Annotated in this window: 29 protein-coding genes; 16 read left to right on the top strand and 13 right to left on the bottom strand. The window is 60.2% G+C overall.

The genetic code is table 11. The annotated features are described in order from the left end of the window. Nucleotides 1-6: 6 nt before the first annotated feature. Entirely contained in the window at nucleotides 7-1,500 is a 1,494-nt protein-coding gene (locus IB250_RS17490) for a YifB family Mg chelatase-like AAA ATPase (protein ID WP_192345032.1), read from the bottom strand. 449 nt (nucleotides 1,501-1,949) lie between these two features. On the opposite strand from IB250_RS17490, the gene IB250_RS17485 reads away from it, so the two are divergent. Further along, nucleotides 1,950-2,213 carry a HigA family addiction module antitoxin gene (locus IB250_RS17485; RefSeq protein WP_192345031.1) on the top strand — a complete coding sequence of 88 codons (264 nt, stop codon included), beginning with the start codon at nucleotides 1,950-1,952 and terminating at the stop codon, nucleotides 2,211-2,213. 11 nt (nucleotides 2,214-2,224) lie between these two features. Here the strand turns inward: IB250_RS17485 and IB250_RS17480 are convergent, their stop codons facing one another. Both IB250_RS17480 and IB250_RS17475 read right to left on the bottom strand, forming a co-directional pair. Further along, nucleotides 2,225-2,746, bottom strand: coding sequence for a Bro-N domain-containing protein (locus tag IB250_RS17480; protein WP_192345030.1), 522 nt, complete (start codon nucleotides 2,744-2,746; stop codon nucleotides 2,225-2,227). A gap of 433 nt (nucleotides 2,747-3,179) precedes the next feature. After that, the gene (locus IB250_RS17475; protein ID WP_007894783.1) at nucleotides 3,180-3,446 is read right to left on the bottom strand and encodes an accessory factor UbiK family protein; all 267 of its coding nucleotides are present in this window, start codon (nucleotides 3,444-3,446) and stop codon (nucleotides 3,180-3,182) included. Between the two features lie 418 nt (nucleotides 3,447-3,864). Between IB250_RS17475 and glnK the strand changes: the two genes are divergently transcribed. The 4 genes from glnK to sutA all read left to right on the top strand — a co-directional run bounded on the left by glnK (nucleotide 3,865) and on the right by sutA (nucleotide 6,644). Beyond that, nucleotides 3,865-4,203 (top strand): P-II family nitrogen regulator, encoded by a 339-nt coding sequence (glnK, locus tag IB250_RS17470; RefSeq protein ID WP_002555808.1) that lies wholly within the window; start codon nucleotides 3,865-3,867, stop codon nucleotides 4,201-4,203. 35 nt (nucleotides 4,204-4,238) lie between these two features. Next, nucleotides 4,239-5,576 (top strand): ammonium transporter, encoded by a 1,338-nt coding sequence (locus tag IB250_RS17465; protein WP_192345029.1) that lies wholly within the window; start codon nucleotides 4,239-4,241, stop codon nucleotides 5,574-5,576. A 214-nt stretch (nucleotides 5,577-5,790) separates the two neighbouring features. Beyond that, nucleotides 5,791-6,216 carry a secondary thiamine-phosphate synthase enzyme YjbQ gene (locus IB250_RS17460; protein ID WP_123500484.1) on the top strand — a complete coding sequence of 142 codons (426 nt, stop codon included), beginning with the start codon at nucleotides 5,791-5,793 and terminating at the stop codon, nucleotides 6,214-6,216. Nucleotides 6,217-6,320: 104 nt separating this feature from the next. Further along, nucleotides 6,321-6,644: a transcriptional regulator SutA gene (gene sutA, locus IB250_RS17455; protein ID WP_123500482.1), complete on the top strand. Its 324-nt coding sequence runs from the start codon at nucleotides 6,321-6,323 to the stop codon at nucleotides 6,642-6,644. Nucleotides 6,645-6,753: 109 nt separating this feature from the next. Here sutA and IB250_RS17450 read toward each other — a convergent pair whose 3' ends face one another. The 6 genes from IB250_RS17450 to lptM are packed head-to-tail and all read right to left on the bottom strand — an operon-like array spanning nucleotide 6,754 to nucleotide 11,358. Next, a complete protein-coding gene (locus tag IB250_RS17450) occupies nucleotides 6,754-7,458 on the bottom strand; it encodes an HAD family hydrolase (RefSeq protein WP_192345028.1) in 705 nt (234 codons plus the stop codon). Beyond that, nucleotides 7,455-8,354: a tyrosine recombinase XerC gene (gene xerC / locus IB250_RS17445; protein ID WP_192345027.1), complete on the bottom strand. Its 900-nt coding sequence runs from the start codon at nucleotides 8,352-8,354 to the stop codon at nucleotides 7,455-7,457. Before xerC ends, IB250_RS17450 begins: the two co-directional genes overlap by 4 nt. 2 nt (nucleotides 8,355-8,356) lie before the next feature. Beyond that, nucleotides 8,357-9,082, bottom strand: coding sequence for a DUF484 family protein (locus tag IB250_RS17440; protein WP_192345026.1), 726 nt, complete (start codon nucleotides 9,080-9,082; stop codon nucleotides 8,357-8,359). Nucleotides 9,083-9,095: 13 nt separating this feature from the next. Beyond that, the gene (gene dapF, locus IB250_RS17435; protein WP_192345025.1) at nucleotides 9,096-9,926 is read right to left on the bottom strand and encodes a diaminopimelate epimerase; all 831 of its coding nucleotides are present in this window, start codon (nucleotides 9,924-9,926) and stop codon (nucleotides 9,096-9,098) included. Nucleotides 9,927-9,930: 4 nt separating this feature from the next. Continuing rightward, nucleotides 9,931-11,178 (bottom strand): diaminopimelate decarboxylase, encoded by a 1,248-nt coding sequence (gene lysA / locus IB250_RS17430; protein ID WP_038980781.1) that lies wholly within the window; start codon nucleotides 11,176-11,178, stop codon nucleotides 9,931-9,933. A gap of 9 nt (nucleotides 11,179-11,187) precedes the next feature. Then, nucleotides 11,188-11,358 carry an LPS translocon maturation chaperone LptM gene (gene lptM / locus IB250_RS17425; RefSeq protein ID WP_074871901.1) on the bottom strand — a complete coding sequence of 57 codons (171 nt, stop codon included), beginning with the start codon at nucleotides 11,356-11,358 and terminating at the stop codon, nucleotides 11,188-11,190. Nucleotides 11,359-11,675: 317 nt separating this feature from the next. Here lptM and cyaY point away from each other — a divergent pair, with 317 nt between their 5' ends. The 3 genes from cyaY to rnk all read left to right on the top strand — a co-directional run bounded on the left by cyaY (nucleotide 11,676) and on the right by rnk (nucleotide 12,937). After that, the gene (gene cyaY / locus IB250_RS17420; protein WP_192345024.1) at nucleotides 11,676-12,008 is read left to right on the top strand and encodes an iron donor protein CyaY; all 333 of its coding nucleotides are present in this window, start codon (nucleotides 11,676-11,678) and stop codon (nucleotides 12,006-12,008) included. Nucleotides 12,009-12,012: 4 nt separating this feature from the next. After that, entirely contained in the window at nucleotides 12,013-12,231 is a 219-nt protein-coding gene (locus tag IB250_RS17415) for a DUF1289 domain-containing protein (RefSeq protein WP_192345023.1), read from the top strand. Nucleotides 12,232-12,526: 295 nt separating this feature from the next. Next, nucleotides 12,527-12,937 carry a nucleoside diphosphate kinase regulator gene (gene rnk, locus IB250_RS17410; protein WP_123500472.1) on the top strand — a complete coding sequence of 137 codons (411 nt, stop codon included), beginning with the start codon at nucleotides 12,527-12,529 and terminating at the stop codon, nucleotides 12,935-12,937. Between the two features lie 6 nt (nucleotides 12,938-12,943). Here the strand turns inward: rnk and IB250_RS17405 are convergent, their stop codons facing one another. From IB250_RS17405 to IB250_RS17395, 3 genes are all read right to left on the bottom strand, one after another. Next, on the bottom strand, nucleotides 12,944-15,790 hold the full coding sequence (locus IB250_RS17405) for a class I adenylate cyclase (protein WP_192345022.1): 2,847 nt from the start codon (nucleotides 15,788-15,790) through the stop codon (nucleotides 12,944-12,946). Between the two features lie 192 nt (nucleotides 15,791-15,982). After that, nucleotides 15,983-16,228 carry a TIGR02647 family protein gene (locus IB250_RS17400; RefSeq protein ID WP_007894898.1) on the bottom strand — a complete coding sequence of 82 codons (246 nt, stop codon included), beginning with the start codon at nucleotides 16,226-16,228 and terminating at the stop codon, nucleotides 15,983-15,985. Between the two features lie 291 nt (nucleotides 16,229-16,519). After that, on the bottom strand, nucleotides 16,520-16,804 hold the full coding sequence (locus IB250_RS17395; RefSeq protein WP_007894899.1) for a hypothetical protein: 285 nt from the start codon (nucleotides 16,802-16,804) through the stop codon (nucleotides 16,520-16,522). Nucleotides 16,805-16,928: 124 nt separating this feature from the next. Between IB250_RS17395 and IB250_RS17390 the strand changes: the two genes are divergently transcribed. After that, entirely contained in the window at nucleotides 16,929-17,588 is a 660-nt protein-coding gene (locus IB250_RS17390; protein ID WP_192345021.1) for a glutathione S-transferase, read from the top strand. A 130-nt stretch (nucleotides 17,589-17,718) separates the two neighbouring features. Here IB250_RS17390 and argH read toward each other — a convergent pair whose 3' ends face one another. Beyond that, nucleotides 17,719-19,113, bottom strand: a complete 1,395-nt coding sequence (argH, locus tag IB250_RS17385) for an argininosuccinate lyase (protein WP_192345020.1) — start codon at nucleotides 19,111-19,113, stop codon at nucleotides 17,719-17,721. A gap of 461 nt (nucleotides 19,114-19,574) precedes the next feature. On the opposite strand from argH, the gene IB250_RS17380 reads away from it, so the two are divergent. The 7 genes from IB250_RS17380 (at nucleotide 19,575) to IB250_RS17350 (ending at nucleotide 26,090) form a co-directional block, all read left to right on the top strand. Beyond that, entirely contained in the window at nucleotides 19,575-20,321 is a 747-nt protein-coding gene (locus IB250_RS17380; RefSeq protein ID WP_007899317.1) for a LytR/AlgR family response regulator transcription factor, read from the top strand. 126 nt (nucleotides 20,322-20,447) lie between these two features. Beyond that, nucleotides 20,448-21,389, top strand: a complete 942-nt coding sequence (gene hemC / locus IB250_RS17375; protein ID WP_192345019.1) for a hydroxymethylbilane synthase — start codon at nucleotides 20,448-20,450, stop codon at nucleotides 21,387-21,389. Beyond that, the gene (locus IB250_RS17370) at nucleotides 21,386-22,153 is read left to right on the top strand and encodes a uroporphyrinogen-III synthase (RefSeq protein WP_192345018.1); all 768 of its coding nucleotides are present in this window, start codon (nucleotides 21,386-21,388) and stop codon (nucleotides 22,151-22,153) included. Before hemC ends, IB250_RS17370 begins: the two co-directional genes overlap by 4 nt. 16 nt (nucleotides 22,154-22,169) lie before the next feature. Then, entirely contained in the window at nucleotides 22,170-23,324 is a 1,155-nt protein-coding gene (locus IB250_RS17365) for a uroporphyrinogen-III C-methyltransferase (protein WP_192345017.1), read from the top strand. After that, a complete protein-coding gene (locus tag IB250_RS17360) occupies nucleotides 23,321-24,559 on the top strand; it encodes a heme biosynthesis protein HemY (RefSeq protein ID WP_192345016.1) in 1,239 nt (412 codons plus the stop codon). Before IB250_RS17365 ends, IB250_RS17360 begins: the two co-directional genes overlap by 4 nt. Nucleotides 24,560-24,900: 341 nt before the next feature. Next, nucleotides 24,901-25,452: a disulfide bond formation protein B gene (locus tag IB250_RS17355; protein ID WP_192345015.1), complete on the top strand. Its 552-nt coding sequence runs from the start codon at nucleotides 24,901-24,903 to the stop codon at nucleotides 25,450-25,452. A gap of 179 nt (nucleotides 25,453-25,631) precedes the next feature. Beyond that, nucleotides 25,632-26,090, top strand: coding sequence for an Rsd/AlgQ family anti-sigma factor (locus IB250_RS17350; protein ID WP_007899333.1), 459 nt, complete (start codon nucleotides 25,632-25,634; stop codon nucleotides 26,088-26,090). The last annotated feature ends 171 nt before the right edge of the window (nucleotides 26,091-26,261 follow it).

The raw sequence follows: 26,261 nt of genomic DNA, 5'->3' as shown, positions 1-26,261 counted from the left end.
GCGTCTCTAGCTGGGTGCTGATGGCCGATATTGCAGTGCTTCGGCGACGTGGCTGCGACTGATAGCGTCTACTTGTTCCAGATCCGCCAGGGTGCGGGCGACTTTCAGTAGGCGGTGAGCTGCACGAAGCGAAAGGGTTAGTCGCTCGCAGGCGCTTTCTAGCCAGCCTTCATCTGCTTTGGATAACGCACAATGCTGGCGTAGCCCTGGCAGGTCGAGAAAGGCGTTAGCGCAGCCCTGACGCTGCTGCTGACGCTCCCGGGCCTGGGCGACCAGGGCAGAAGCGCTGGCCGTGTCGTCACCGGCCTTGATCGGGTTCAGCGCCGTGCTTTCCCGGGCTACGGTCAAATGCAGGTCGATGCGGTCCAGCAGTGGCCCCGACAGTTTGTTGCGGTAACGCTGGACCATGTCCGGTGTACAACTGCATTTACCACTGGGCTCGCCAAGATATCCACAGGGGCAAGGATTCATCGCCGCGACCAGTTGAAAGCGTGCCGGGAAGCGTACGCTGTCCTTGGCGCGGGAAATCACGATGTGGCCGGATTCCAGTGGCTCTCTCAACACCTCCAATACCTTGCGATCAAATTCCGGGAGTTCATCGAGGAACAGCACTCCGTGGTGGGCGAGGGTGATTTCGCCAGGTTGCGGTTTCGAGCCGCCGCCCACCAGTGCGGGGCCTGAAGCGGAGTGGTGTGGCTGTCGGAAGGGACGCTGTGGCCAATGACTCAGCGGCACACAACTGGCGACCGATTGAATCGCCGCGACTTCCAGTGCTTCACTCTCGGCCAATGGCGGTAATAGCCCTGGCAGACGACTCGCCAACAACGTTTTTCCCGTCCCTGGCGGTCCGCTGAACAGCAGGTTATGAGCCCCCGCCGCCGCAATCAGCAAGGCTCGCTTGGCCGCAAGTTGCCCTTGCACTTCGTTCAAGTCTGGATAGGGTTTGCTGGCGTAGAGCAAACCGTTGGAAGCGTAGGGGGCGATGGGCGTGTGGCCATTGAAATGCGCGACCGCTTCCAGCAAATGATCCACCGCAATCACCTTCAACCCCGAAGCCAGGCAGGCCTCCTCGGCATTTGCCCGCGGCACCACCAGCGTGCGCCCGGCCTTGCGCGCCGCCAGCGCTGCCGGCAACACCCCACGAACCGCCCGCACCGCGCCCGACAGCGCCAGCTCTCCCAGGCACTCCACATCATCCAGCGTCAATGTTGGCACTTGTACACTGGCCGAGAGAATTCCCAAGGCAATCGCCAGATCGAATCGCCCGCCATCCTTTGGCAGATCGGCTGGGGCGAGATTCAGCGTGATACGCCGCGCCGGAAATTGCAGACCTGAATTGATGATCGCGCTGCGTACTCGATCTTTGCTTTCCTTCACCGCCGCCTCAGGCAGCCCGACCATGGTCAGCGACGGCAAGCCGTTGGCCAGGTGCACTTCTACGGTGACGGCGGGTGCTTCCACGCCGACCTGGGCGCGGCTGTGGACGATGGAGAGGGACATGGTCGTTCCTTGAGCTGACGAGGACCGCTTCCTGCGGTTTTTTGAAGGGTAGTCGTGGGCGGATGATTTAGCGTGGCGGCGGAGTAACCAAACTTTCGCAGGATGTTGCTGGGGGAGCTGATTCCAGTCAGTTAAGCCGTAACGCAATCCGTAGCAGCTGGCGGAGCCTGCGTTCGACTGCGCAGCAGTCGTAAATTCAAGTTGTGCGGTCTGCCTGATGCACCGCGTGATCTGATTTCACGACTGCTTCGCAGCCGAACGCAGCCTTCGGCAGCTGCTACAAAGGTTATGTAGCGGCTGGTATTTAGGCGTAATCAGCGGCGGCAGCTATTTTTTTTTGTAGGACCGGTCTTGGATAAATGAAGGACTTCGGTGAAAACTCACGAACGCACTTGTCGGATCGAGGTGGCTGCTTATGATCACAGCTGATCGAGCCCTCAGGAGGGGAAATGAGCAATTCTGGAATGCGGCCGATTCATCCTGGCGAAATCCTTGAAAAGGAGTTTCTAGTGCCTCTGGGCATTACGGCGGCTGGGTTAGCTAGCTTGTTGAATGAAGGCGCGGGTGACGTGGGAGCCCTTGTGATGCAGGAGAGTGGTATCAGTCCTGAGCTCGCAAAGAAGCTCTCGCTCTACCTGAAAACCACGCCCGAGTTCTGGCTAAACCTGCAATCGACCTACGATCAGCGCAGAGCCGAAATCGAGCGAGGGTGAGCTTCGGGTAATTAAAAAGACTGCAGCACCCACGAAGCACGCTTCCACCACGGTGCATTGACCGGACTTCGCGGTCGTTCCTCATTCGGCAGCAGCTGCGGAACATCCTGCAACCGAATCCACGGCTGGTTATTCCAGTGCAGCAAACTCAACGACATCTGCGGCCAATTCAGCAGGCTCAGTATAGGGCGCTCTGTTGAGGCGGGTTGTTGGGCGTCTCTGAGGGCTGGCACTACGTCGTGGGTCAGCCATTCGCGCAGGCCTCGGTATTCGGGGCAGTAGTGGTAAACCAGTAACGCGTAGACGCCGGATTCGCTGATCAGCAGAGTGTTTTCGATGGCTCCGTGGATGAGCATTTGTACGGTTTGGTGTTGGTCGGGATCGAGTTTGCGTAGCGCTCGTTCGTCGAGGAAAAGGCGGAGCAATCGGCCGAGGTCGCGGGCGCTGAACCAGGGTTGGTTTTCCAGGAGGAGGGCGTGGAGGTGGAGTTTGTGGCGGGTGAAGATGTGGGGGGTTAGATAGTTTTCGTCCATGGTGCAGTACCCAAATTTCGCTTGATAAATAACTGCCGTTTATCGTCGCCAAACAATAAGGGTGGCAGCTGTGTGCGGGTTGGCGAACCGGCCAAGCGAATACCGGCAGACCCTAAGGTCTCCCACACACAGCCGCCATAATTCGGATCGAGGAAGAAATACCTGATATCGAACAAGGTTGCGGTGCATAGCTTGGTATCCAGGTCGCCAAACCCAGTGCTGAACATTCAGCATTGGGTGAGCTTAGAAACCGGGGCTTTGCGGCGCAATCGGACGGCGGTGGTTTTCTTGTAGGACTCAGCCTGGAATTAGCGCTGAATGATCGTTCCCACGCTCTGCGTGGGAATGCATCCCGTGACGCTCTGCGTCACATCTGGAGCGGAACGCGGAGCGTCCCTGGCGGCATTCCCACGCAGAGCGTGGGAACGATCAGTTACTCGGCGTCAGCAGGAGGATTGAGCTTCGCTTCAAGTTCCGCCACTTTCGCCTCCAGGCTCTCCAACCGTGCCCGGGTGCGTGCCAGCACGACCATCTGGCTGTCGAATTCTTCCCGGCTCACCAGATCCAGCTTGCTGAAGCCGCTCTGCAACAAAGCCTTGAACTGGCTTTCGATTTCGCTTTTCGGCAGTGGGGTGTCGCCGCTGAAGAGGCGGGAGGCGGTGCCGCTCAGGGCGTCGAGGAAGTCTTTGGGCGCGAGCATGGGGAATGTTCCTGTCAACAATGGCGGGCAGTGTACCACGCAGTGTCTATAGTCAATCTCGGCAGCTGCGATGCACGCTTTTCGCGCAGTCGAATGGGCAGTCGCGCACTGTTGTTGTGCGTAACGGTTGCGTCAATCGGGTGAAAGGCTCTTCGGCAGCGGCCAAGGTATTGAAATCAATGGGTTTTGGATAGATGGCAAGCTTTCTGCTTAGTCGCTGGTGACCCATGCACTGATGCAGTCGCTGTGACGAATGCAGTGCGCCAAGCGGAACGGGGGAAGTTTCGTGCGGAGTGGTTAGCTGGCGTCGGACGGGCAGGTAAGGCCGAACGATGCGTTACAAAGCCAGGCACTGCGCTTAGACTTGAGTCGGGTTTGTTTTCCTGGGGCAAGTCCACCAATTCGGGAGAGAGTTTTCATGAAGCTAGTCACTGCCATCATCAAGCCGTTCAAACTGGACGACGTGCGCGAGTCGCTGTCCGAGATCGGCGTGCAGGGCATTACCGTTACTGAGGTCAAAGGCTTCGGTCGGCAGAAGGGTCACACCGAGCTGTATCGCGGCGCGGAGTACGTGGTCGATTTTCTGCCCAAGGTGAAGATCGATGTCGCCATTGACGACAAGGATCTGGACCGGGTTATCGAGGCGATAACCAAGGCTGCCAACACCGGCAAGATCGGTGACGGCAAGATCTTCGTGGTCAATCTGGAACAGGCGATTCGCATCCGTACCGGCGAAACCGATACCGACGCAATCTAAGCCGCCACAAACCCAACGCCCCAGGAGAAAACAATATGACTCTGCGTAAAATCGCAGGGCTAGGAGCCCTGTTGTCCCTCGTAATGCCCGGCCTGGTCATGGCGGCAGACGAAGTGGCGGCCCCAGTCCTCAACTCCGGCGATACCGCCTGGATGATGACCTCGACAGCCCTTGTGCTGTTCATGACCATTCCCGGTCTCGCGCTGTTCTACGGCGGCATGGTTCGCTCGAAAAACATTCTTTCCGTGATGATGCAGTGCTTCGCCATTACCGGTCTGATCAGCATTCTGTGGGTCATTTATGGCTACAGCATTGCGTTCGACACCACCGGCATGGAGCAGGGCGTCGTCAACTTCAACTCGTTCTTCGGCGGCATGGGCAAGGCGTTCCTCGCCGGTGTCACGCCTTCGAGCCTGACCGGCCCCGCGGCGCTGTTCCCCGAGGCGGTCTTCATCACCTTCCAGATGACTTTCGCCATCATCACTCCAGCGTTGATCGTCGGTGCTTTCGCCGAGCGGATGAAGTTCTCCGCCATGCTGATCTTCATGGGCATCTGGTTCACCCTGGTTTATGCACCGATCGCGCACATGGTCTGGTCCGGTAACGGCGGCCTGATGTGGGACTGGGGCGTTCTCGATTTCGCTGGCGGCACCGTGGTGCACATCAACGCCGGTGTGGCCGGTCTGATTGCCTGCCTGGTGTTGGGCAAGCGTAAAGGTTTCCCGACCACCCCGATGGCCCCGCACAACCTCGGCTACACCCTGATGGGTGCCGCGATGCTGTGGGTCGGCTGGTTCGGCTTCAACGCCGGTTCCGCTGCCGCTGCCAACGGCACTGCCGGTATGGCGATGCTGGTCACGCAGATCGCCACCGCTGCTGCGGCGCTGGGCTGGATGTTTGCCGAGTGGATCACCCACGGCAAGCCAAGCGCACTGGGTATCGCCTCGGGTGTGGTGGCCGGTCTGGTTGCAATTACTCCGGCGGCAGGCACCGTGGGCCCGATGGGCGCTCTGGTGATCGGTCTGGCGGCGGGCGTGGTGTGCTTCTTCTGCGCCACCACCCTGAAACGCAAACTCGGTTATGACGATTCCCTGGATGCCTTCGGCGTGCATGGTATCGGCGGTATCCTCGGCGCAATCCTGACGGGTGTGTTCGCGGCACCGGCCCTTGGTGGCTTCGGCACCGTGACCGACATCGGTGCACAAGTCTGGATCCAGTGCAAAGGCGTTGGCTTCACGGTGATCTACACCGCGATCGTCACGTTCATCATCCTCAAGGTCCTGGACGCCGTCATGGGTCTGCGTATCACCGAGGAAGAAGAAGCTGTCGGCATCGATCTGGCGCTTCACAACGAACGCGGCTACAACTTGTAAGCACGCGCATAAAAAATTTGCCCGGCTTGCCGGGCATTTTTTTGTCCGGGATTTGTCAGTGAAGGAAGGGCTGAAAGGTTTTTTCATACACGTTCAGTCCTGTTTACGACGGGCGTTTTTCTGCGGCCAATGGCTTACACGATTGAAGGAATATTAGGGCCTTTGTTTTTTTCCAGAGCGCGCTAGAATGCGCCCCGAACGTGCGGAGAACAGTATGTGGCAACAGACTCTGATCACCTTGCGAGCACGGCCCCGGGGCTTTCATCTGGTAACGGACGAATTACTCGCTGGCTTGCCTGAACTCAAGGCGTGTCGGGTCGGTCTGTTGCATTTGTGGCTACAGCATACCTCGGCGTCGTTGACCATCAACGAGAACGCCGATCCGGCGGTACGTCGCGACTTCGAACGATTTTTCAATCGTCTGATCCCACAAGGAACAGACGGCTATGAGCATAACGACGAAGGCCTGGACGACCTCCCGGCGCACTTCAAGGCCAGCGTACTTGGCTGTCAGCTCAGTTTGCCGATCTCGGCAGGCCGACTGGCGTTGGGGATCTGGCAAGGTGTTTATCTGGGCGAGCACCGTGATCACGGCGGTGCCCGTAAAGTCCTCGCCACCGTGCACGGTGAAGGGGCATGAAAACCGCTGGTTACCAGTGGTGGTTGATTTTTTTCCGGCAGCCGTCGACAGACAGCAAAGCTGGGCTATAACTAATTTGCTTTTCGCAAGTCATGAGGTAGAACATGAGCGACGATGATCTGGAAAACGACGACCTCGAAGTAGGCGACGAAGACGAAACCGAAGAAGGCCTTGAAGCGGCGGCAGAAGACGTCGCTGAAGACGACAGCGGTGATGTGCCCGTTCCGACTGCCAAAGGCAAGGTCAAGGCTGCGGTATCGGTCGATGAGCTGCCGAGCGTCGAAGCCAAGAACAAGGAACGCGATGCCTTGGCCAAGGCCATGGAAGAGTTTCTGGCACGGGGCGGCAAGGTGCAGGAAGTGGAGGCCAATGTGGTCGCCGATCCTCCCAAGAAGCCTGATAACAAGTACGGTAGCCGGCCTATCTAAGCGCCTGCTTCTTGCTTGCTGAAAAAGCCCGCCGTCGCTGCGGGCTTTTTCATGGGTGGAATAAAAATCTTGGGCGGGGCGCGATCCAATGTGGGAGCGTGTACTCAGGTCAGTGTTGGGCATTCCACCGCGCCAACAACCCCGGCAACTCGTTCAGGCTACGAATCTCGGCATCCGGCGCTTTCTCGGCTTCCCACACTTTGCCCGCCGGGTTAAACCAGATTGCCCGTAACCCCGCCTGCTGAGCGCCTGCAATGTCATCGCCGGGATGGTCGCCAATATGTACCGCTGTTTCGGCGGTCGCGCCGCCACGCTGTAGCGCTTCATGAAACAGTCGCGCATCCGGCTTGGCGATGCCGATGTCTTCGGCGCACAGGGCAAACTTGAAGTAATCCGCCAGCCCCAATCGACGCACATCGGCGTTGCCGTTGGTCACCACGCCTAAGGCGTAATGCTTGGCCAGCGTCTCCAGCGTCGGCTCGACTTCAGGGAACACTTCGATCTGATGCCGCGCATGCAGAAACACTTCGAAACCCTGATCGGCCAGGTCGGATGCTTCAGCATGTCCGTAACCGGCTTCTTCCAGTGCATGGAACAACACCCGCCGACGCAAGGCACTGATGCGGTGTTTGAGGCTCGGTTCGTGGCTCAGCACTCGTTCGCGAATCGACCACAGGTGTTCCACCGGCACTGCGCCAAGGCTCGGTGCTTGCTCGGTCAGCCATTCACGCAATACGACTTCGGCGCTGGCGATTACCGGAGCGGTGTCCCACAAGGTGTCATCGAGGTCGAAGGTGATCAATTGGATGGTCATGAATCATCGCCTTTAATGCGTTTGGCCCGTGGATGGGCGCTGTCGTAGACCGTCGCCAGGTGCTGGAAGTCCAGGTGGGTATAGATCTGGGTGGTCTTGATGTCCGAGTGGCCGAGCAGTTCCTGCACCGCCCGCAAGTCCTGAGAGGACTCCAGCAAATGGCTGGCGAAGGAGTGTCGCAACATGTGCGGGTGCAGGTTCTGCCCCAGCTCGCGCTCACCGGCAGCCTTGACCCGCACCTGAATCGCCCGAGGGCCGAGGCGCCTTCCTTGCTGACTGACAAACACTGCGTCGTCCGCCGGGTTGGTCATGGCCCGCAGCGGCAGCCACAACTCCAGTGCTTCGCGAGCCTTTTTGCCCACTGGCAACAGTCGAGTCTTGCTGCCCTTGCCGAGCACCTGGACCATGCCGTCAGCTAGATCCAGCTGATCAAGATTGAGCCCGGTCAATTCAGAAAGCCGCAGGCCGGAGGAATAGAACAGTTCCAGAATGGCCTGATCCCGACGCGCCAGAAAATCATCCTCTACCGCGCCCTCAAGCAGTTGCAGCGCGCGGTCAGTGTCGAGGGTTTTCGGCAGGCGACGTTCGCCCTTGGGCGGTGCCAGGCCATTGGCCGGGTCGTGGTCGCACAGACCTTCGCGGTTCAGATAGTGATAGAGCCCACGCACCGCCGACAGCAACCGCGCCAGACTGCGGGACGATTGACCTTGGGCATGCAGGCGAGCGATCAGGCTGCGCAGGCGCTGGATGTCCAGCGCTGCCCAACTGCTGATGTTCTGTTTTTCGCACCAGCCCAGCACTTTATCGAGGTCGCGGCGGTAGGCGTACAGCGTGTGAGGCGACACCTGCCGCTCACTGCGCAGGTGTTCGCAGTAAGCGTCCAGTTGTCGTTCCATGGTCAGCGTACCGAGCGCAAGGAGCTGTTGACCCGTGGCAGCACGCGGCCCATGACTTCGGCGATGTAACTCAAAAACAGCGTGCCCACCGAGCTCTTGTAGTGCTGCGGATCGCGGCTGGCGATGGCCAGGACGCCATGGATGCCCTGATGGCTGATGGCGACGACGGCGGTGGAGCCGATCTGCTTGCGCTGTTCTTCACCGAACAGGAAGTCCAGTTCATGCTCACGCAGGCTGCCGCTGACGCTTTTGTCTTCCGAGAGCAAGCCACCGATGGCCGTTTGCGCCTCGGCATGCGTCACCCACCGGCCCACCGGCATCGGGTTGTCGCCCAGCAGGATCAGGCTGACGAAGGGCACCTGGAAGTCTTGCCGCAGGCTGTCTTCAACGCTGATCACCACATCTTCCAGGCTGGTGGCGTCCATCAGCGCGAGGATCAGGCGGCGGGTCTTGTCGAAGAGTCGATCGTTGTCCCGGGCCACGTCCATCAAGTGCGAGAGGCGATGACGCAACTCGATGTTGCGGTCGCGCAGAATCGTCATCTGGCGTTCGACCAGCGAAATGGTGTCGCCGCGCTGGTGCGGAATGCGCAGGGCCGGGAGCAGTTCTTCGTGCTCGATGAAGAAATCCGGATGAGCCTCCAGGTACGCGGCAATCGCCGCCGCCTCAAGGCTTTCGGAAGGAGATTCGTCGGGCTGTAGGGCGGGAACCTGGGGCTTGTCGGTCATGGATTTCGCTCACTCAAAGACGCACTTGTCCTTCGTATACGCGCACTGCCGGGCCGGTCATCATGACCGGTTGGCCAGGGCCTGCCCATTCAATGGACAGACGCCCGCCGGGCAGGTCGATCAATAGCGGCGAATCCATCCACCCCTGGCTGATCGCGGCCACTGCGGCAGCACAGGCGCCGGTTCCGCATGCCTGGGTTTCCCCGGCCCCGCGTTCCCAGACGCGCAACTGCGCACGGCTCCGGTCGATGACCTGGAGAAAACCGACATTGACCCGCGCCGGAAAGCGCGGGTGATGTTCGATTTTCGGCCCCAGTTCATTCACCGGTGCGTTGTTGATGTCGCTGACCCGCAACACGGCATGGGGGTTGCCCATGGACACCGCGGCCAGTTCGACCATGGTGCCGTCGACGTCGACCTGATAGCTCAGGGCCTGGCTCGGGGCGTCGAATGGAATCTCGGCCGGCACCAGGCGCGGGGCGCCCATGTTGACGCTGATCTGGCCATCGTTGCGGATGTCCAGTTCGATGATGCCGCTTTTGGTCTCGACGCGAATCAGCCGCTTGGCGGTCAGGCGCTTGTCGAGCACGAAGCGGGCGAAACAGCGCGCACCGTTGCCGCACTGTTCCACTTCGGAGCCGTCGGCGTTGAAGATCCGATAGCGGAAATCCACGTCCGGGTTGCTGGGCGCCTCAACGATCAGTAACTGGTCGAAGCCGATGCCGGTGTGCCGATCGCCCCATTGCTTGGCGTGCTTGGGCAGGATGTGCGCGTGCTGGCTGACCAGGTCGAGGACCATGAAATCATTGCCCAGGCCGTGCATCTTGGTAAAACGCAGCAGCATGGTTTTACTCCGGCAGCAGGCTTTCGCCAGCAAACAACTCGGCTACCGTCTCACGGCGACGCACTTCAAATGCCTGATCACCGTCCACCAACACTTCAGCGGCGCGGCCACGGGTGTTGTAGTTGGAACTCATGACAAACCCATAGGCACCGGCCGAATGCACGGCCAGCAGGTCGCCTTCTTCCAGGGCCAGTTGACGATCCTTGGCCAGGAAGTCGCCGGTTTCGCAGATCGGGCCGACGATGTCGTAGGCGCGAGCGGCGCTGTTGCGCGGGCGCACGGCGGTAACGTCCATCCAGGCTTGATACAGCGCCGGGCGGATCAGGTCGTTCATGGCCGCGTCGACGATGGCGAAGTCTTTGTGCTCGGTATGCTTGAGGTACTCGACCTGGGTCAGCAGCACGCCGGCGTTGGCGACGATGAAACGGCCCGGCTCGAACACCAGCGCCAGGTCACGACCGTCGAGACGCTCGCGCACGGCTTTGATGTAGTCGGCAGCCAATGGCGGCTCTTCATCGCGATAACGCACGCCCAAACCGCCACCGAGATCGATGTGGCGCAAGTAGATGCCGCAATCGCCGAGACGGTCGACCAGGCCCAGCAGGCGGTCGAGGGCATCGATGAACGGTGGCAGAGTGGTCAGTTGTGAACCGATGTGGCAATCGACGCCGACCACTTCCAGGTTAGGCAGTTGCGCGGCGCGGATGTACACGTCTTCGGCATCGGCGATGGCGATGCCGAACTTGTTCTCTTTAAGACCCGTGGAAATGTACGGGTGAGTGCCGGCATCGACGTCCGGGTTCACGCGCAACGAGATCGGCGCGCGAACGCCCAGCTCGGCGGCGACCACTTGCAGGCGTTCGAGCTCATCGGTGGACTCGACGTTGAAGCAGTGCACGCCGACTTCCAGCGCACGACGCATGTCGTCACGGGTCTTGCCGACACCGGAGAACACGATCTTGTCAGCAGTGCCGCCAGCGGCCAGCACGCGTTCCAGCTCGCCACGGGAAACGATGTCGAAACCGGCGCCCAAACGCGCCAGGACATTCAGTACACCCAGGTTGGAATTGGCCTTGACCGCAAAGCAGACCAGGTGCGGCATGCCGGCCAGCGCATCGGCGTAAGCCAGGTACTGGGCTTCGATGTGGGCACGGGAGTAGACGTAGGTCGGTGTACCAAAGCGCTCGGCGATGGCGGACAGGGCAACACCTTCCGCGAACAGCTCACCGTCACGGTAGTTAAAAGCGTCCATAGCGTTCCCTTAGTAGACGTCGTGCTTGTGGGCTTTCGACGGAGTCTGCTGCGACGATTTGGCTTGCTCTGCAGGGTCCTGATTTTCATCAGGCAGGTACAGCGGGCCTTTTTGACCACAGGCCGACACAAGGCAAGCAACCGCGACGAGCGCAGCAAGGGAAGAGATCAGGCGCTTCATGGCGAAATCCTTGAAAATGCGTTAATTGCGCCGGAGTATACCGGCCACCCGGCAGCTTGCCTATGCGACGCGGCTCCCGTCCGGCGGGCCTTCGCCGGATGTTGTCCGGCGAGGTGCAATCCCTGTGGGAGCGGGCTTGCCCGCGAAGACGTTGGTTCAGTCAACAAAGATATTGAATGTACTGACCCCTTCGCGGGCAAGCCCGCTCCCACAGGTGTACCTATATCGGTGCTTGATCGTTATCCTTTGCAATCACCGGAGCTCGCCCGTATCTTGCGGCGCTTGAGCGTGAGTAGACACTTTTTGAGGTTCCCGCAATGAGTTTGACCGAAGCCCGTTTCCACGATCTGGTCGATGCCACCCAGCAGACGCTGGAGGATATTTTTGACGAGTCTGACCTGGATATCGATCTGGAGAGCTCGGCCGGTGTGCTCACCGTCAAGTTCGAAAACGGCACCGCGCTGATCTTCAGTCGCCAGGAACCGTTGCGGCAGCTGTGGCTGGCTGCGGTGTCCGGCGGCTTTCACTTCGACTACGACGAAGAGAGCGAGCGCTGGATGTGCGACAAGAGCGAAGAGCAACTGGGCGAAATGCTCGAGCGCATCGTCAAGCAGCAAGCCGACGTCGAACTCGATTTCGAAGGCCTGTGAGATCGTGACCCAGCCCGCTCCCGTTCGTCCGCCCAAACCGCTTTACAGCAATGTCAGCCCGGCGGTGCCGTCGCCGTGCAGCGGTGTGTGTCGGCTGGATGAGCAGAAGGTTTGTCTGGGGTGTTTTCGCCATGTCGAAGACATCCGTGAATGGCGCTCGGCCGATGATGAGCGGCGGCGTGTCATCTGCGCCCAGGCCGCACAGCGCAAGACCGCCACCTGACGCCTTCACGCGACCTGTAGCAGCTGGCGAAGCCTGCGTCCGGCTGCGCAGCAGTCGTAAAACCTGAATGCGCGGTATTCCTGAAACACCGTATCACCTGATTACACGACTGCTGCGCAGCCGGACGCAGGCTTCGCCAGCTGCTACAAAAGTGTGTCGTCGCCCCTCACTTGTATATTTATTGAGCTGTGATAGTGTCCAGAGACGCCTCAACCCATCGAGGCTCGTGAAAACCCCGCCTTTTTCTGGCGGGGTTTTGCTTTTTTCGTGCAGAAGAAAGGAGTCTGCCCTGATCATGACCGCACCTTCCATCACCCTTACCCGTCTGGACGTGCAACGTCTGGAGCGCCTGATCGACAGCCTGGATGACACGCTGCCGGGCGTTATCGCGCTGCAAACCGAACTGGATCGCGCCGATACCCTGGTCGGTCACGATGAAGTACCCGCCGATGTCGTGACCATGAACTCCCGTGTGCATTGCCGTGAAGAGAGCAGCGGCAAGGACTATCACCTGACCCTGGTTTACCCCAAGGATGCCAACGCCGACGAAGGCCGGATTTCCATTCTGGCGCCGGTGGGCAGTGCTTTGCTGGGCTTGAAAGTCGGTCAGCACATCGACTGGCCGGCTCCGGGCGGCAAGACGCTGAAACTGACCCTGCTAGAAGTGGAATCGCAGCCGGCCGAGGGCGGCCACTTTCCGGAATAACCCCCCTCAGACCTGCTCGAGCGCTTCGTTCAGTGCGCGTTCCAGGTCGGCCTTGTAGCGCAGATACAGCTGGCTTGAACCCTGACCATCACCGAGCAGGCCCGACAGGTCCAGGTCGGTGATGTAGCAGCGATAGCGTTCGGTCTTGCGGCGCTGCTCGACGATTTCCCGGGCGACTACGCTGAACAGTTGGTCGCCATGTTCCAGTTCGGAAAATTCCCTCTGATTGCAATACAGAGTGACCTGCACCTGCCCTGGTGCGGCTTTGCCGACGATGGCTTGCACGTCATAGAACGGTTTGTTGACCGGGGTTTGCGGTGCCGGCCGGGCTTCGACCCGACGCGCCCGTGCGGTGCCTGAAGGCAACAACTGGTAATACAAAGTGTCCAGACTCAATGGCTGGGCGGCGTCCATCGGCAGCAAGGCATCGCGCCGGTACTGGATCGATTGCAGGAAGCGTTGCAGCGGCACCAACAGGCTTTGCTCGTCGTGATAAGGCAAACGCTGCTGCCACAGGGCATTGAATTCATCCAGAACATACACATCGGCCTGGTGTTCGTTGATCCGGTAGAACACCTGAACGCAGTCGGGTTGCCCCATGGGCAGGATCAGCGCCAGGTCGTGGTCTTCCAGTGCCATCGGGTCCAGATGAAACGGGCTGTAGCTCGCCAGTTCTTCGCCGAGGTAATCGAACAGCGCCGGCAGGGTGGCGAGGGCAATGTGATTGACCTGGCCCGGCACCAGCTCCAGCACATGGTAGTGCTGCTGGACCTGAATCAGGTAACGATGATTGAGTTTGCTCAGCAGCAGGGTCTGCGCGGTGTCGAGGATTTCTTCGACTCGCCGGGCAATGAATTGGGCGCGGTTGTGGCAGAAACAGCGCACCCGCAGCTTGGGCTGTTGTGGCCCGTCCGGCAGGGTGTTGAGGTAATCGCGCAGACAGTCGAGCAAGGCGTGAGGGCCGTCAAAACGGCTGACCAGCACTTCGTTCCAGCTATTGAGCGTGACCTGATCCAGAGTCAGCACCAGATTTTCTCGCACGCCGGCGTAACTCAGGGAATCGGTGCGCTCGGTGGTCATCAGGATGTTCAGGTCGCGATGGTGCTTGAGCGGATCGATGCCGACGTTCACCAGAATCAACACTTCGCTGGGCACACTGGCGCGCAGCAAAGGCTCTTCGGCGACAGTGGTCAGGGGCAGGGCGATGCTTTGTTGCAGGCTGCCGAGCAGGTTGAACAGTTCGAACTCGCTCAAGTCGCTGGTGCCGGGGTGCAGGGCCAGGCGGGTGCTGCTGTCGATCACGCCGTTGCGGTGGCACCAGGTGAGCAGTTCCAGCAGCTGGCGGCTGCGTTTGATCGGCGCGAAATGCTCCCATTCGTGGGCGGCCAGGCTGCCGTTGTACAAACCCCATTGGGTTTGCCCCGGTTCTTTCTTGTTTGGCGCCTGCACCAGCGTCAGGGTGTCTTCGGCCAGATCGGGGGCGATGCCCGGGTTGATGAATTCGACCTTGTCGGCCTTTCGCTCGAAGGCCGCGTACAGCCGCCGGCCCAGTACATTGAGGTCGCGCTTGTTGATCAGGCTGACGGTCTGCTCGTTGCGGGCAAACTGCGTCAGGAAGCGGTAGCTGTAATTCAGCTCGCCAACCAGGGCGCGGCGTTCGGCGCTGACCTGGCGGACTTTCCACTGGCTGCGGCTGTCGAGCAATGCGAGCTGACGCTGATCCCACTGCCATTCGTGGGCCAGGCGTTCGAGCAACGAACGTTGCCAGTTCTGGGTGCGACCGCTGCTGCCGGTGAGCTTGCGGTTGACCTTCAAGTACAGCGCACGGCGTACCAGCTCCAGGCGTTCCGGTTCGCCCCGGGCCGTGAGGTATTCCTCGATACGCCGGTACACCACGACGTATGGATCCAGTTCGTCGAGGTCCAGTTGATTGGCAAATACCGCCTGCTTGAAGCGCAGGCTCAGGCAGTGGACCTTGGGGTGTTCGCTGGCATAGACCTCGGTCAGCAGCAGTTTGAGCACTGATTTGTACGGTGACTCGATGCCTTTGAACAATTGCCAGAGCCCGGCACCGATGAACTCCCCGGGCGGGATATACGACAGATGCCCCAAGTCCAGGGTTTCGTCCGCCCGGATGAAACGCTTGGATAACAGCGTGTGGGTATAACGGTCGTACGCCGCCTCTTCATAAACCGGCACCAGCCACCAGATGGGTGTACGGCCAGCCAGCCAGATCGCGGTGCGGTAGAACTCGTCCAGCAGCAGATAGTGCTGGGTGGTGCCGCAGTCTTCCGAACTCAGTTGGGTATCGCGCTCACCGAGTATGAAGCGAGCCGGGTCGATCAGGAAGAAATGTGCCTCGGCACCCTGGCTGGCGGCCCATATCTCAAGCAACTGGCATTTCTTGCGCAGTTCTGTGAGCTCGCTTTCGCTCAAGTCCGGCCCGTGACAGACCCAGACGTCCATATCGCTCTGATCGGCCTGGGCCAAGGTACCGAGACTGCCCATCAGGAACAGGCCGTGAATCGGTCGCGGAGGATTGCTGCTGTGGCGCGGCCTGTAGAAAAACGAGCGGGTCAGGCGCTGGGCTTCAGCGAGGGTGTTGGCATCAGGTTCGAAATTCGACAGCCCGGCCGGTGTGCTGCCCGAAACGTAACCCGGTAACAGCGGATGATTAACGTGGAAGAACAGCGGCAGCAAGGTCAGCACCGTTTGCTGGCGGGTCGACAACCCTTCCATGGCACGGGCCATGCGGCCCTCGTTGAGCTTCAGAAAACGGGCGCGCAGCTGGCTGAGAACCTTGCGGTCGATTCCCTCGTCCAGATCGGGGCGGATTTCATGGGTGCGGGTCATGTCAGCTCAATCCGGCTCGCGGGGCTCGGACGTGGAGGGCTCGGGATGAGGGGCAGTTTAGCGCCTCGGCCCCGGGACTTTTAAGCTGATTTTGTATTTCTGGCGTCAGGTCTATCGCACGGCGACAGCGGGCACCAAAGTGTGCCCGCGGAAATCCCGTGACAGAGGTTTCCGTGGGCGATGCGGTGAGGCTCAGGCTGTTTCGCGCACGGACAGAATGGTTAGAACGGTTTGCACATTTTGTGCAGCGTCACGCCCCAGGCTGGTCAGATAACCGCCATCGGGTTGGGTGATCAATTCTTTATCGAACAGTCTTTGGGCGGCGGCAATGGCTTTCGGGGCAGCGGTCTGATGAATTTTCAAACCTTCCTGGGAACTGTCCAGGTTGAAGAGGGCGAGGATTTCCAGTTCGGCAACCAACTCAGGGGTAAGCGACATAAGGACTCCAGACTTTCTAGGAATTGGACGATAGCGCTCCTAAGGTGAGCCCACTCGCGCAGCATGTCCAGTGCTCGTAACAGGGTTTTTTCGCCTTGGGGTGGTTTCCAGTTTAGTCAGCGTCTGGGGTAAGGCGGTACTGATTGGTGACAATCTATGTGGAGGCGGGCTTTTGTGGCGAGGGGGCTTGCTCCCGTTGGGTCGCGAAGCGGCCCCAAAAGCTTTGCGACTGCTACGCAGCCGAACGGGAGCAAGCTCCCTCGCCACAAAAGCCCCGTGACAGGGCTGGGCTTATTTCTTTTCCGGCGGCAACTCTGGCAGCGCGCGCAGCGCGGTTTCGTACCATTCGGTGTTGAACGCGCGGTCTTCTTCGAGGATCGCGTCGATTTCCACCGCCAGCACGTGGGCCATCAGGTTGAGGATTTCTTCACGCTCGTAACCGACCAGGGTCAGCTTGTTGAAGGTCGCCTTGGCCGCTGGCGGGTTATCGCTTTCGATCTGGTTTTCGATGGCTTCGATCAGGGTATTTTCGGCGAACTCTTCTTCGTCGATCTCGATATCAGTTGGCTCGCTCATGGCAGGCTCCTCAAGTTAAGGCCGCCAGTTTACCTGCATTCAGCGCTGTGATGCTGCTGGCAAGAAGTGCCCGGGCGTTCTATAACTGGCGCTGCCAACCCCTGCACGGCCTGGAGGCTAATTAATGCTCAAGCTTTATGGATTTTGCGTCAGCAACTACTACAACATGGTCAAGCTGGCGTTGCTGGAGAAGGGGCTGCCATTTGAAGAAGTGCCGTTTTACCCCGGTACTACCCCCGAGACGCTAGCCATCAGCCCGCGCGGAAAGGTCCCGGTGCTGAGCGTCGAACAAGGTTTCATCAACGAAACCAGCGTGATTCTCGAGTACATCGAGCAGAGCCAGAATGGCACGCCGCTGCTGTCCAGCGAGCCCTTCGAGCGAGCGCAGGCGCTGGCGTTGGCCAAGGAAATCGAGTTGTACATCGAACTGCCGGCGCGCGCCTGCTACCCCGAAGCGTTTTTCGGCATGTCTGTGCCGGAGGCGATCAAGGACAAGACCAAGGCCGAGCTGCTGCTGGGGGTCGCCTCGCTGGGCAGGCATGGCAAGTTCGCCCCTTACGTAGCGGGCGACAGTCTCAGCATTGCGGATTTGTATTTCCTGTACAGCGTGCCGATGGCCTGTGCCGTGGCGCAGAAGCTGTTCGATATCGATCTGTTGGCCGGGATGCCGGCGGCCAGGGCGCTGCTGGAGCGTCTGGGGCAGAACCCGCATGTGCAGCGGATCGCAAAGGATAAAGACGCGGCGATGCCTGCGTTTCTGGAGATGATCGCGTCCAAAAAGTAGACGTGTAACGATCTTGAGAATGCCTTCGCGAGCAAGCCCGCTCCCACATTGGATCTCCAGTGTTCACAAAATTTTGCGTTCACTACTCACCTAATGTGGGAGCGGGCTTGCTCGCGAAGCTTTTGGCAATTTAACGGCTGGCGAGCAACGTCTGGCCGCGAGCAACAGCCTTCTTGACCTGCGCCGGCGCAGTCCCGCCGATATGGTCACGGGCATTCACCGAGCCTTCCAGGGTCAGCACGGCAAATACATCCTGCTCGATCTGATCGCTGAACTTGCGCAGTTCTTCCAGGCTCATTTCCGCCAGGTCCTTGCCGCTTTCCACGCCATACTTCACCGCGTGGCCAACGATTTCGTGGCAATCACGGAACGGTAGGCCACGACGTACCAGATAGTCAGCCAGGTCGGTGGCGGTGGAGAAACCGCGCAGGGCCGCTTCGCGCATCATCGCGTGTTTCGGCTTGATCGCCGGGATCATGTCGGCGAAGGCGCGAAGCGAATCGCGCAGGGTGTCGGCGGCGTCGAACAGCGGTTCCTTGTCTTCCTGGTTGTCCTTGTTGTAGGCCAGTGGCTGGCCTTTCATCAGGGTCAGCAGGCCCATCAGCGCGCCGAATACCCGGCCAGTCTTGCCGCGAACCAGCTCTGGCACGTCCGGGTTTTTCTTTTGCGGCATGATTGAGCTGCCGGTGCAGAAACGATCCGGCAGATCGATGAACTGGAACTGTGCGCTGGTCCATAGCACCAATTCTTCGGAGAAACGCGACAAGTGCATCATCGCGATGCTCGCGGCCGAGCAGAACTCGATGGCGAAGTCGCGATCGGACACGTTGTCCAGGGAGTTACCGCCGACCGCGTCGAAGCCCAGCAGTTGAGCGGTGTACTCGCGATCGATCGGGTAAGTAGTGCCGGCCAGTGCGGCGCTGCCCAGCGGCATGCGGTTGGTGCGCTTGCGGCAGTCGACCAGACGCTCGTAGTCGCGGCTGAGCATTTCGAACCAGGCCAGCATGTGATGCCCGAAGGTCACCGGCTGCGCGGTTTGCAGGTGAGTGAAGCCCGGCATGATGCTGGCGGCTTCGCGCTCGGCCTGCTCCAGCAGGCCTTGTTGCAGACGGGTTATTTCGCCCAGGATCAGGTCGATCTCGTCACGCAGCCACAGGCGGATGTCGGTGGCGACCTGGTCGTTACGGCTGCGGCCGGTGTGCAGCTTTTTACCGGTGACGCCGATGCGGTCGGTCAGGCGCGCCTCGATGTTCATGTGCACGTCTTCAAGGTCGATGCGCCAGTCGAACTGGCCGGCCTCGATTTCACCCTGGATGGTGTTCAGGCCATCGATGATGCTGTCGCGCTCGGCATCGGTCAGCACGCCGACCTTGGCCAGCATGCTGGCGTGGGCGATCGAGCCCATGATGTCGTGGCGATACAGGCGCTGGTCGAAGGTGACGGAGGCGGTGAAGCGGGCGACGAAGGCGTCGACGGGTTCACTGAAGCGGCCGCCCCAGGACTGATTGGTCTTGTCAGTGCTCATGAATTCGCTCGTATCGGCTTGAAGAAAGATGGCGTGAAACGCTGACGCGGATAATAACAGGGTTGCCAATCCTGTCGCTGACACTGGTCGACAGGTTTTTTTCTTATCGCGCCACCCCTGCTCGAAGCAAGCGATGCGGAAATTGCGCAACGATATTTCTCAATTGAGCAATATCGTCCCGGCAACCGTCTACAGTTGGACAGAGGATCAGCGCACTTCTCGATGCTGCAGCTGACTATAGAGAGAAGAGGGGTGTTCATATTGTGTATCAGCAAACCCTACGGCGATACCTCGCCAGTGCGGGCCTGGGCCGCCAGTCACGCGGCAGATAAAAATTTAGCCGCCGGTCTCGCGGCACTTTTTGGCCCTCGCGCTAGTCTTAGCGTGGATCGCGGTGACGGACGTCACTTCACCTGTCTACGCTATCCTTGTGCGAGACTCACGCAGGAATCCAGCGCAATATGAATGTCCTGATCGTTGATGACGAACCCCTGGCCCGCGAGCGCCTGAGCCGAATGGTCGGCGAACTCGAGGGATACAATGTCCTGGAGCCCAGCGCCACGAACGGCGAAGAGGCGTTGGCACTGATCGACAGTCACAAACCGGATATCGTGCTGCTCGATATTCGCATGCCGGGCCTCGATGGCCTGCAAGTGGCTGCACGATTGTGCGAACGCGAAACCCCGCCCGCGGTGGTGTTTTGCACCGGGCCCGATGAATTTGCCGTGGAAGCCCTGCAGGCTAGCGCCGTGGGCTATCTGGTGAAGCCAGTGCGCACAGAACAGTTACACGAAGCATTAAAGAAAGCCGAGCGACCCAATCGTGTCCAGCTCGCGGCCTTGACTCGCCCGGCGGCCGAAACCGGTAGCGGCCCGCGCAGCCACATCAGCGCCCGCACCCGAAAAGGCATCGAGCTGATTCCGTTGGGTCAGGTGGTCTACTTCATCGCCGACCACAAGTACGTCACCTTGCGTCATGAAGGCGGTGAAGTGCTGCTCGACGAACCACTCAAGGCCCTCGAAGACGAATTTGGCGACCGTTTCGTGCGGATCCACCGCAATGCACTGGTGGCTCGCGAACGCATCGAGCGGCTGCAACGCACGCCCCTGGGGCATTTCCAGCTGTTTCTCAAAGGCCTGAACGGCGATGCCCTGATCGTCAGTCGACGTCATGTGGCCGGCGTGCGCAAAATGATGCAACAGCTTTAGGGGCCGGGTTTCTACCCTATTACCGGACATTAAGGGCCAGGGAGGCCACGCAGTTTCTGATACAAGTCAAAGCGGATTTGGCTGAGCTGTTATTATCTGCCGTATCTATTCAGTACGGATTGATCCATGTCCTCTCGCGAAATCCGCATCGCCACCCGCAAAAGTGCCCTCGCCCTGTGGCAGGCCGAGTACGTCAAGGCTCGTCTGGAAGAGGCCCACCCGGGCCTGCTCGTGACGCTGGTGCCTATGGTCAGTCGCGGCGACAAGCTGCTTGATTCGCCGCTGTCGAAAATCGGCGGCAAGGGCCTGTTCGTCAAGGAGCTGGAAACCGCGCTGTTGGAAAACGCAGCCGACATCGCCGTGCACTCCATGAAAGACGTGCCGATGGACTTCCCCGAAGGCCTCGGTCTGTTCTGCATCTGCGAGCGCGAAGACCCGCGCGATGCCTTTGTCTCCAATACCTACACCAGCCTGGATGAGTTGCCGTCAGGCAGCATCGTCGGCACCTCCAGCTTGCGTCGCCAGGCGCAGTTGCTGACCCGCCGCCCGGACCTGGAAATCCGCTTCCTGCGCGGCAACGTCAACACTCGCCTGGCCAAGCTCGATGCCGGCGAATACGACGCCATCATCCTCGCCGCGGCCGGTTTGATTCGCCTGGGCTTCGAAGACCGCATCACCTCGGCCATCAGTGTTGAAGACAGTCTGCCGGCCGGTGGCCAGGGCGCGGTCGGTATCGAATGCCGTAGCGCCGACACTGAGATCCACGCGCTGCTGGCGCCGCTGCATCACCAGGACACGGCCACTCGTGTTACTGCCGAACGTGCTCTCAACAAACATTTGAATGGCGGCTGCCAGGTGCCAATCGCTTGCTACGCCGTGCTTGAAGGCGAGCAGATCTGGTTGCGTGGGTTGGTGGGTGATCCTAGCGGCGGTTTGTTGCTCAGCGCCGAGGCCCGGGCGCCGCGGGCTGATGCCGAGGCATTGGGTGTGCAAGTGGCCGAAGACCTGCTGAGCCAGGGCGCCGCCGACATTCTGAAAGCAGTCTATGGCGAGGCAGGGCACGAGTGACCGGCTGGCGCCTGTTGCTGACGCGCCCTGCGGATGAATCGGCGGCGCTAGCCCGTGTGCTGGCCGACGCGGGGGTTTTCAGCAGCAGCTTGCCGCTTTTGGATATCGAGCCGATTTCCGCCTCTGACACAATGCGCGAAGTGATTCAGAACCTGGATAGTTATTGCGCGGTGATCGTGGTCAGCAAGCCGGCCGCCAGAATCGCTGTCAATCTGCTCAACCAGTATTGGTCGCAACCACCGTGCCTGAAGTGGTTCAGCGTGGGCGCGGCGACGGCGCAGATTCTCGAGGATAGCGGGTTGGATGTGAGCTTCCCGGTCGACGGCGACGACAGCGAAGCCTTGCTTGAGCTTGCGCCGTTGCGCGAGGCTGTCGCCGGTCCCGATCCGCGAGTGCTGATCCTGCGCGGGGAGGGTGGGCGTGAGCTGCTGGCTGAGCGTTTACGCGAGCTTGGTGCTAGTGTCGAGTATCTGGAGTTGTACCGACGCGGTTTGCCGCAGTACCCGTCGGCAACGCTGCCAGACCGGATCGAGGCGGAACGCTTGAACGGGCTGGTGGTCAGCAGTGGACAGGGTTTTGAGCACCTGCACCAATTGGCTGGCGATGCCTGGCCGAGCATGGTGCGGCTGCCGTTGTTTGTTCCAAGCCCCAGGGTCGCCGAGTTGGCACGCGCCGCCGGGGCCCAAACAGTTGTGGATTGTCGTGGCGCCAGTGCCGCGGCCTTGCTGGCGGCGTTACGGGAACACCCCGTGCCCGTTTTCTAATGCAAAGGATGGATACGTGAGCGAAACAGCCTTGCCTAAAGATGACGTCCGGCCCGTGCTTGATGCACCGGCTGATGCACCGGTTGAAACTGCGCCACCTGCTGTTGAGCAACCCCGAGGCAACGGGTTGGCAATCGTCGCGCTGCTGTTGGGCGCGGCAGGTGTTGCCGTGGGCGGTTGGGGAGTCTGGCAGGTGCGTCACCTGCAAGCCAATAACCAGCAACAGTTGAGTCAGGTTCAGGCGCTGAACGATCAGGCCCAGAGCTTGAAGCTCAACGAGCAACGCCTGACGGCTCGTCTCGAGCAAATGCCGGCCGCCGAGGAACTCGACGCGCGCAGTCGTCTGGTCACTCAACTCCAGGGCGATCAGCAACGCCTGAATCAACGTCTGGAAACCGTCCTCGGCGCGAGCCGCAAGGATTGGCGTCTGGCCGAAGCCGAGCACTTGCTGCGCCTGGCCAGCTTGCGTCTGTCGGCATTGCAGGACATCAGCAGCGCCCAGGCCCTGGTGCAGGGCGCCGATGAAATTCTCCGTGAGCAAAACGACCCGGGGGCTTTTGCCGCTCGCGAGCAAGTGGCCAAAACCCTGGTGGCCCTGCGCAGTACCGAACAGCCGGATCGCACCGGGTTGTTCCTGCGACTGGGGGCCTTGCGCGATCAGGTGATCAACCTCACCGAGTTGGCACCTGAGTACAAGGATCGTGGCGAATCCCTGCTGGGCCTGACCGCTGATGGCGACGGCGCCAGTCGCTGGGCGCAATGGTGGGATCAGATCTCGCGTTATATCCGCATCGATTTCAACGCCGACAAGAATGTCCGGCCGTTGCTGGCAGGGCAGAGCTTGAGCCAGGTGCGTCTGGCCCTGAGCCTGGCGCTGGAGCAGGCGCAATGGGCCGCGCTCAATGGCCAGGCCGCGGTTTACACCCAGGCGTTGGCCGAAGCGCGGGACGTGCTCAAGAGCAACTTCAACCCGGACAACCCTCAGAGCAAAGTCATGCTGGAGCAGGTGGCCGAGTTGGGCAAGCAGCCAGTCACGGTGGTCACGCCAGATCTGACGGGCACGTTGAATACGGTTCAGGCCTATCTTGAGCGTCGTAACATCAACGCCGAGGAGTCGGTGAAACCTCTGGCCAAACCTGCCGCGAGCACGACGCAGGAGGCCACGCCATGAAGCGCCTCTATGTGATCGTGTTCGTGGTCATTGCGGCGGCTGCCGCGTTGGGGCTGGCGATTGCCGAGCATTCCGGCTACGTGCTGATCGCCTATAAAACTTTCCGTTACGAATCGAGCCTGTGGGCGACCCTCGCCCTGGTGGCCGTGCTGTGGCTGGTGTTCTGGGGCATCAAGGCGCTGATCGAGCTGGTGACGACTTCCGGTGGAGTGGTCAATCCATGGTCCCGGCGCAATCGCAGTCGGCGGGTGCAAGTGGCGATAGAACACGGTCAGCTGGATTTGGCCGAGGGCCGCTGGGCCAGTGCGCAGCGTCATTTGTATCGCGCAGCGGAAGCCGAGCGCCAGCCGCTGCTCTACTACCTCGGTGCCGCCCGCGCCGCGAACGAACAAGGTCACTACGAGGAAAGCGACAACCTGCTGGAGCGCGCCCTCGAACGGCAGCCCCAGGCCGAGCTGGCGATTGCCTTGAACCATGCCCAGTTGCAGACTGACCGCGGCGACACTGAAGGCGCGCTGGTAACCCTGCAAGCCATGCACGAGCGTCACCCTCATAACGTCCAGACCTTGCGCCAGTTGCAGCGCCTGCTTCAGCAGCGGGGCGACTGGTCGGCAGTGATTCGCTTGTTGCCGGAGTTACGCAAGGACAAGGTATTGCCACCGGCCGAACTGGCTGAGCTGGAGCGCCGTGCCTGGGGTGAAAATCTTTCGTTGGCGGCGCAGCGGGAAGAGGACGGAACGGTCGGTTTGCAATCGCTCAATCGCGCCTGGCAGCAACTCACCGCCGCTCAGCGCCAGGAACCGCAACTGGTGCTGGCCTATGCCGAGCAATTACGGCAACTAGGGGCACAGGTCGAGGCCGAGGAGGTCCTGCGTGCAGCCCTCAAGCGCAAATACGACAGCCATCTGGCACGCCTTTACGGGCTGGTTCGCGGCAGCGATCCGGCCAGGCAGTTGCACACCGCCGAGGGTTGGCTCAAGGATCATCCCGCCGACCCAAGCCTGTTACTGACGTTGGGCCGTTTGTGCCTGCAAAGCAGTCTGTGGGGCAAGGCCCGGGATTATCTGGAGAGCAGCCTGCGCGTGCAGCGCAACCCTGAAGCCTGCGCCGAGCTGGCGCGGTTGCTGGCGCAACTGGGTGACACCGAACGCAGTAATCAGCTGTTCCAGGAGGGCTTGGGTCTACTGGATGAGCGTTTGCTGGCGGCACCGCTGCCGGTGCCGGCTCACGCCTGATTCCCGCTGTAGCAGCTGGCGCAGCCTGCGTTCGGCTGCGCAGCAGTCGTAAAATCAGACGCCGCAGTTTGATCAGGCGGGCACGTTAAACTTATGACGACTGCTTCGCGGCCGAACGCAGCCTTCGGCAGCTGCTACAGGGCGGGAATCGCTTCGAATCCGCCACTGTTTCAGCGTTGTCATCCTTCGCCGGCAAAGTCCTACAGAGGACTACATCAAATCCTCTCGACACTGTCGGGAATTCCCTACACTTCTGGTGAAGTGTCCGTGGGGGCCTGCCTTGAAAGGCTGCTGCGCTTTCCTCTACCGTAACCGCCTGTCTCTACTGTTACGGAAAAGCGATGTCTTTGGCCTGCTCACGCTCCTTGTTTTTCATGGTTTTCATTGCAGGTGCCCTGGCCTTGGGCGTTTCCTATCACCTGGAATATGTGGTCGGTCTTAAGCCATGCGGGTTGTGCCTGTTGCAGCGGGTTTGCCTGGCGCTGCTGACGGGTGTCTGCCTGGCGGCTTCAGTGCAGGGACCTGGACGCTTTGGATCCTTCCTGTATTGGTTGCTGGGTCTGTTCTGCAGTCTGGCAGGCACCATCACGGCGTGGCGGCAGGTGGTGTTGCAGAGCGATCCGGTGCATCAGTTATCGACATGTTCGCCTGATCTGGCCGATCTGTTCGCCAGTACGCCCTGGCTGTGTGTCGTGCAGCGAATGTTCAAAGGAACCGCCGATTGCGCGGAAATTTCCTGGACGCTGTTCGACCTGAGCATCCCGGAATGGAGTTTGCTGTTCTTCGTTGCGATGATGATTCTGGGCGGGTATCAGTTGCTGCGCCTTGTCTGGATCGCGTGTCAGCGACCGCTCAGCGGCGAGTCGTCGCACCGGGCATTGGCGGGTGATTAAACACTTGTATGAACTTTATCTCCTGCGTACCTTGAAGCCATAGGCGCGCGGGCATAATCTGGCCCGCACGTGTCATTGGATTTATGTTGCTCGAATGACGCTCTGCCTGGTCGATTCTTGATCTTCAAGTGTGCGACAGGTGTAGAGCAGCATGACCCACAAGGGAAGAGAGAATCACCATGCTCGAAAGTTGTCAGAATGCTCAGGAACGTTGGGGTGGAGTGCATCTGCTGATCGATCGCTGGTTGCAGGAGCGTCACGAACTGGTTCGGGCCTATGACGCTCTCGGCGCCAAGCCCGAAGCTTTGGGCGAGAACCGAAAACCGTTGCAGGAATTCTGCGGTGTGCTGGTCGACTACGTGTCTGCCGGGCATTTCGAGATCTACGAACAGCTGACGGGCGAAGCCAAGGCGTTCGGTGATACTCGTGGTCTGGAGTTGGCCGAGACAATTTACCCGCGCATCGACGTCATCACCGAGAAGCTGCTGGCGTTCAACGACCTGTGTGACGCCGGCAAGTGTGTCGCGGAGAAATTCAAGGAACTGGGTGGCTTGTTGCACGAACGCTTCGAACTGGAAGATTGCCTGATCGAAGTGCTGCACACTGCTCACAAGGAAGAGGATTCGGTTCAGGCCTGAACCTTATCCAGTAACACCCTCAAAACGGTGCGCAAATGCGCGCCGTTTTTCGTTTGTGCGCCAGGCATGGCGCGTTGCGCGTAAGCGCAACCAGCTTGGCTGTGGTGGTCACGCTGGTGACTTGGAGGTGAAAGTCCTCTACACACCCGGCAAGGGGAAGTGTTAGCCAGA

Origin of the sequence: Pseudomonas sp. PDM09 (assembly GCF_014852305.1) — a bacterium.
GTDB lineage: Bacteria > Pseudomonadota > Gammaproteobacteria > Pseudomonadales > Pseudomonadaceae > Aquipseudomonas.
The sequence above is the reverse complement of the archived record's forward strand: the minus strand, read 5'-3'. Positions and strand labels throughout refer to the sequence as shown.

Excerpts from the sequence above, each read along its gene's own strand:
- glnK (WP_002555808.1), top strand. The coding sequence starts at position 3,865 with ATGAAGCTAGTCACTGCCATCATCAAGCCGTTCAAACTGGACGACGTG.
- IB250_RS17475 (WP_007894783.1), bottom strand. The coding sequence starts at position 3,446 with ATGCTCGCGCCCAAAGACTTCCTCGACGCCCTGAGCGGCACCGCCTCC.
- lptM (WP_074871901.1), bottom strand. The coding sequence starts at position 11,358 with ATGAAGCGCCTGATCTCTTCCCTTGCTGCGCTCGTCGCGGTTGCTTGC.
- IB250_RS17480 (WP_192345030.1), bottom strand. The coding sequence starts at position 2,746 with ATGGACGAAAACTATCTAACCCCCCACATCTTCACCCGCCACAAACTC.
- hemC (WP_192345019.1), top strand. The coding sequence starts at position 20,448 with ATGTCCTCTCGCGAAATCCGCATCGCCACCCGCAAAAGTGCCCTCGCC.
- cyaY (WP_192345024.1), top strand. The coding sequence starts at position 11,676 with ATGAGTTTGACCGAAGCCCGTTTCCACGATCTGGTCGATGCCACCCAG.
- dapF (WP_192345025.1), bottom strand. The coding sequence starts at position 9,926 with ATGCTGCTGCGTTTTACCAAGATGCACGGCCTGGGCAATGATTTCATG.
- IB250_RS17355 (WP_192345015.1), top strand. The coding sequence starts at position 24,901 with ATGTCTTTGGCCTGCTCACGCTCCTTGTTTTTCATGGTTTTCATTGCA.
- lysA (WP_038980781.1), bottom strand. The coding sequence starts at position 11,178 with ATGGACGCTTTTAACTACCGTGACGGTGAGCTGTTCGCGGAAGGTGTT.
- IB250_RS17490 (WP_192345032.1), bottom strand. The coding sequence starts at position 1,500 with ATGTCCCTCTCCATCGTCCACAGCCGCGCCCAGGTCGGCGTGGAAGCA.
- rnk (WP_123500472.1), top strand. The coding sequence starts at position 12,527 with ATGACCGCACCTTCCATCACCCTTACCCGTCTGGACGTGCAACGTCTG.
- IB250_RS17360 (WP_192345016.1), top strand. The coding sequence starts at position 23,321 with ATGAAGCGCCTCTATGTGATCGTGTTCGTGGTCATTGCGGCGGCTGCC.
- xerC (WP_192345027.1), bottom strand. The coding sequence starts at position 8,354 with ATGGAACGACAACTGGACGCTTACTGCGAACACCTGCGCAGTGAGCGG.
- IB250_RS17450 (WP_192345028.1), bottom strand. The coding sequence starts at position 7,458 with ATGACCATCCAATTGATCACCTTCGACCTCGATGACACCTTGTGGGAC.
- IB250_RS17390 (WP_192345021.1), top strand. The coding sequence starts at position 16,929 with ATGCTCAAGCTTTATGGATTTTGCGTCAGCAACTACTACAACATGGTC.
- IB250_RS17405 (WP_192345022.1), bottom strand. The coding sequence starts at position 15,790 with ATGACCCGCACCCATGAAATCCGCCCCGATCTGGACGAGGGAATCGAC.
- IB250_RS17485 (WP_192345031.1), top strand. The coding sequence starts at position 1,950 with ATGAGCAATTCTGGAATGCGGCCGATTCATCCTGGCGAAATCCTTGAA.
- IB250_RS17400 (WP_007894898.1), bottom strand. The coding sequence starts at position 16,228 with ATGTCGCTTACCCCTGAGTTGGTTGCCGAACTGGAAATCCTCGCCCTC.
- IB250_RS17440 (WP_192345026.1), bottom strand. The coding sequence starts at position 9,082 with ATGACCGACAAGCCCCAGGTTCCCGCCCTACAGCCCGACGAATCTCCT.
- IB250_RS17395 (WP_007894899.1), bottom strand. The coding sequence starts at position 16,804 with ATGAGCGAGCCAACTGATATCGAGATCGACGAAGAAGAGTTCGCCGAA.
- IB250_RS17460 (WP_123500484.1), top strand. The coding sequence starts at position 5,791 with ATGTGGCAACAGACTCTGATCACCTTGCGAGCACGGCCCCGGGGCTTT.
- IB250_RS17465 (WP_192345029.1), top strand. The coding sequence starts at position 4,239 with ATGACTCTGCGTAAAATCGCAGGGCTAGGAGCCCTGTTGTCCCTCGTA.
- IB250_RS17350 (WP_007899333.1), top strand. The coding sequence starts at position 25,632 with ATGCTCGAAAGTTGTCAGAATGCTCAGGAACGTTGGGGTGGAGTGCAT.
- argH (WP_192345020.1), bottom strand. The coding sequence starts at position 19,113 with ATGAGCACTGACAAGACCAATCAGTCCTGGGGCGGCCGCTTCAGTGAA.
- sutA (WP_123500482.1), top strand. The coding sequence starts at position 6,321 with ATGAGCGACGATGATCTGGAAAACGACGACCTCGAAGTAGGCGACGAA.
- IB250_RS17380 (WP_007899317.1), top strand. The coding sequence starts at position 19,575 with ATGAATGTCCTGATCGTTGATGACGAACCCCTGGCCCGCGAGCGCCTG.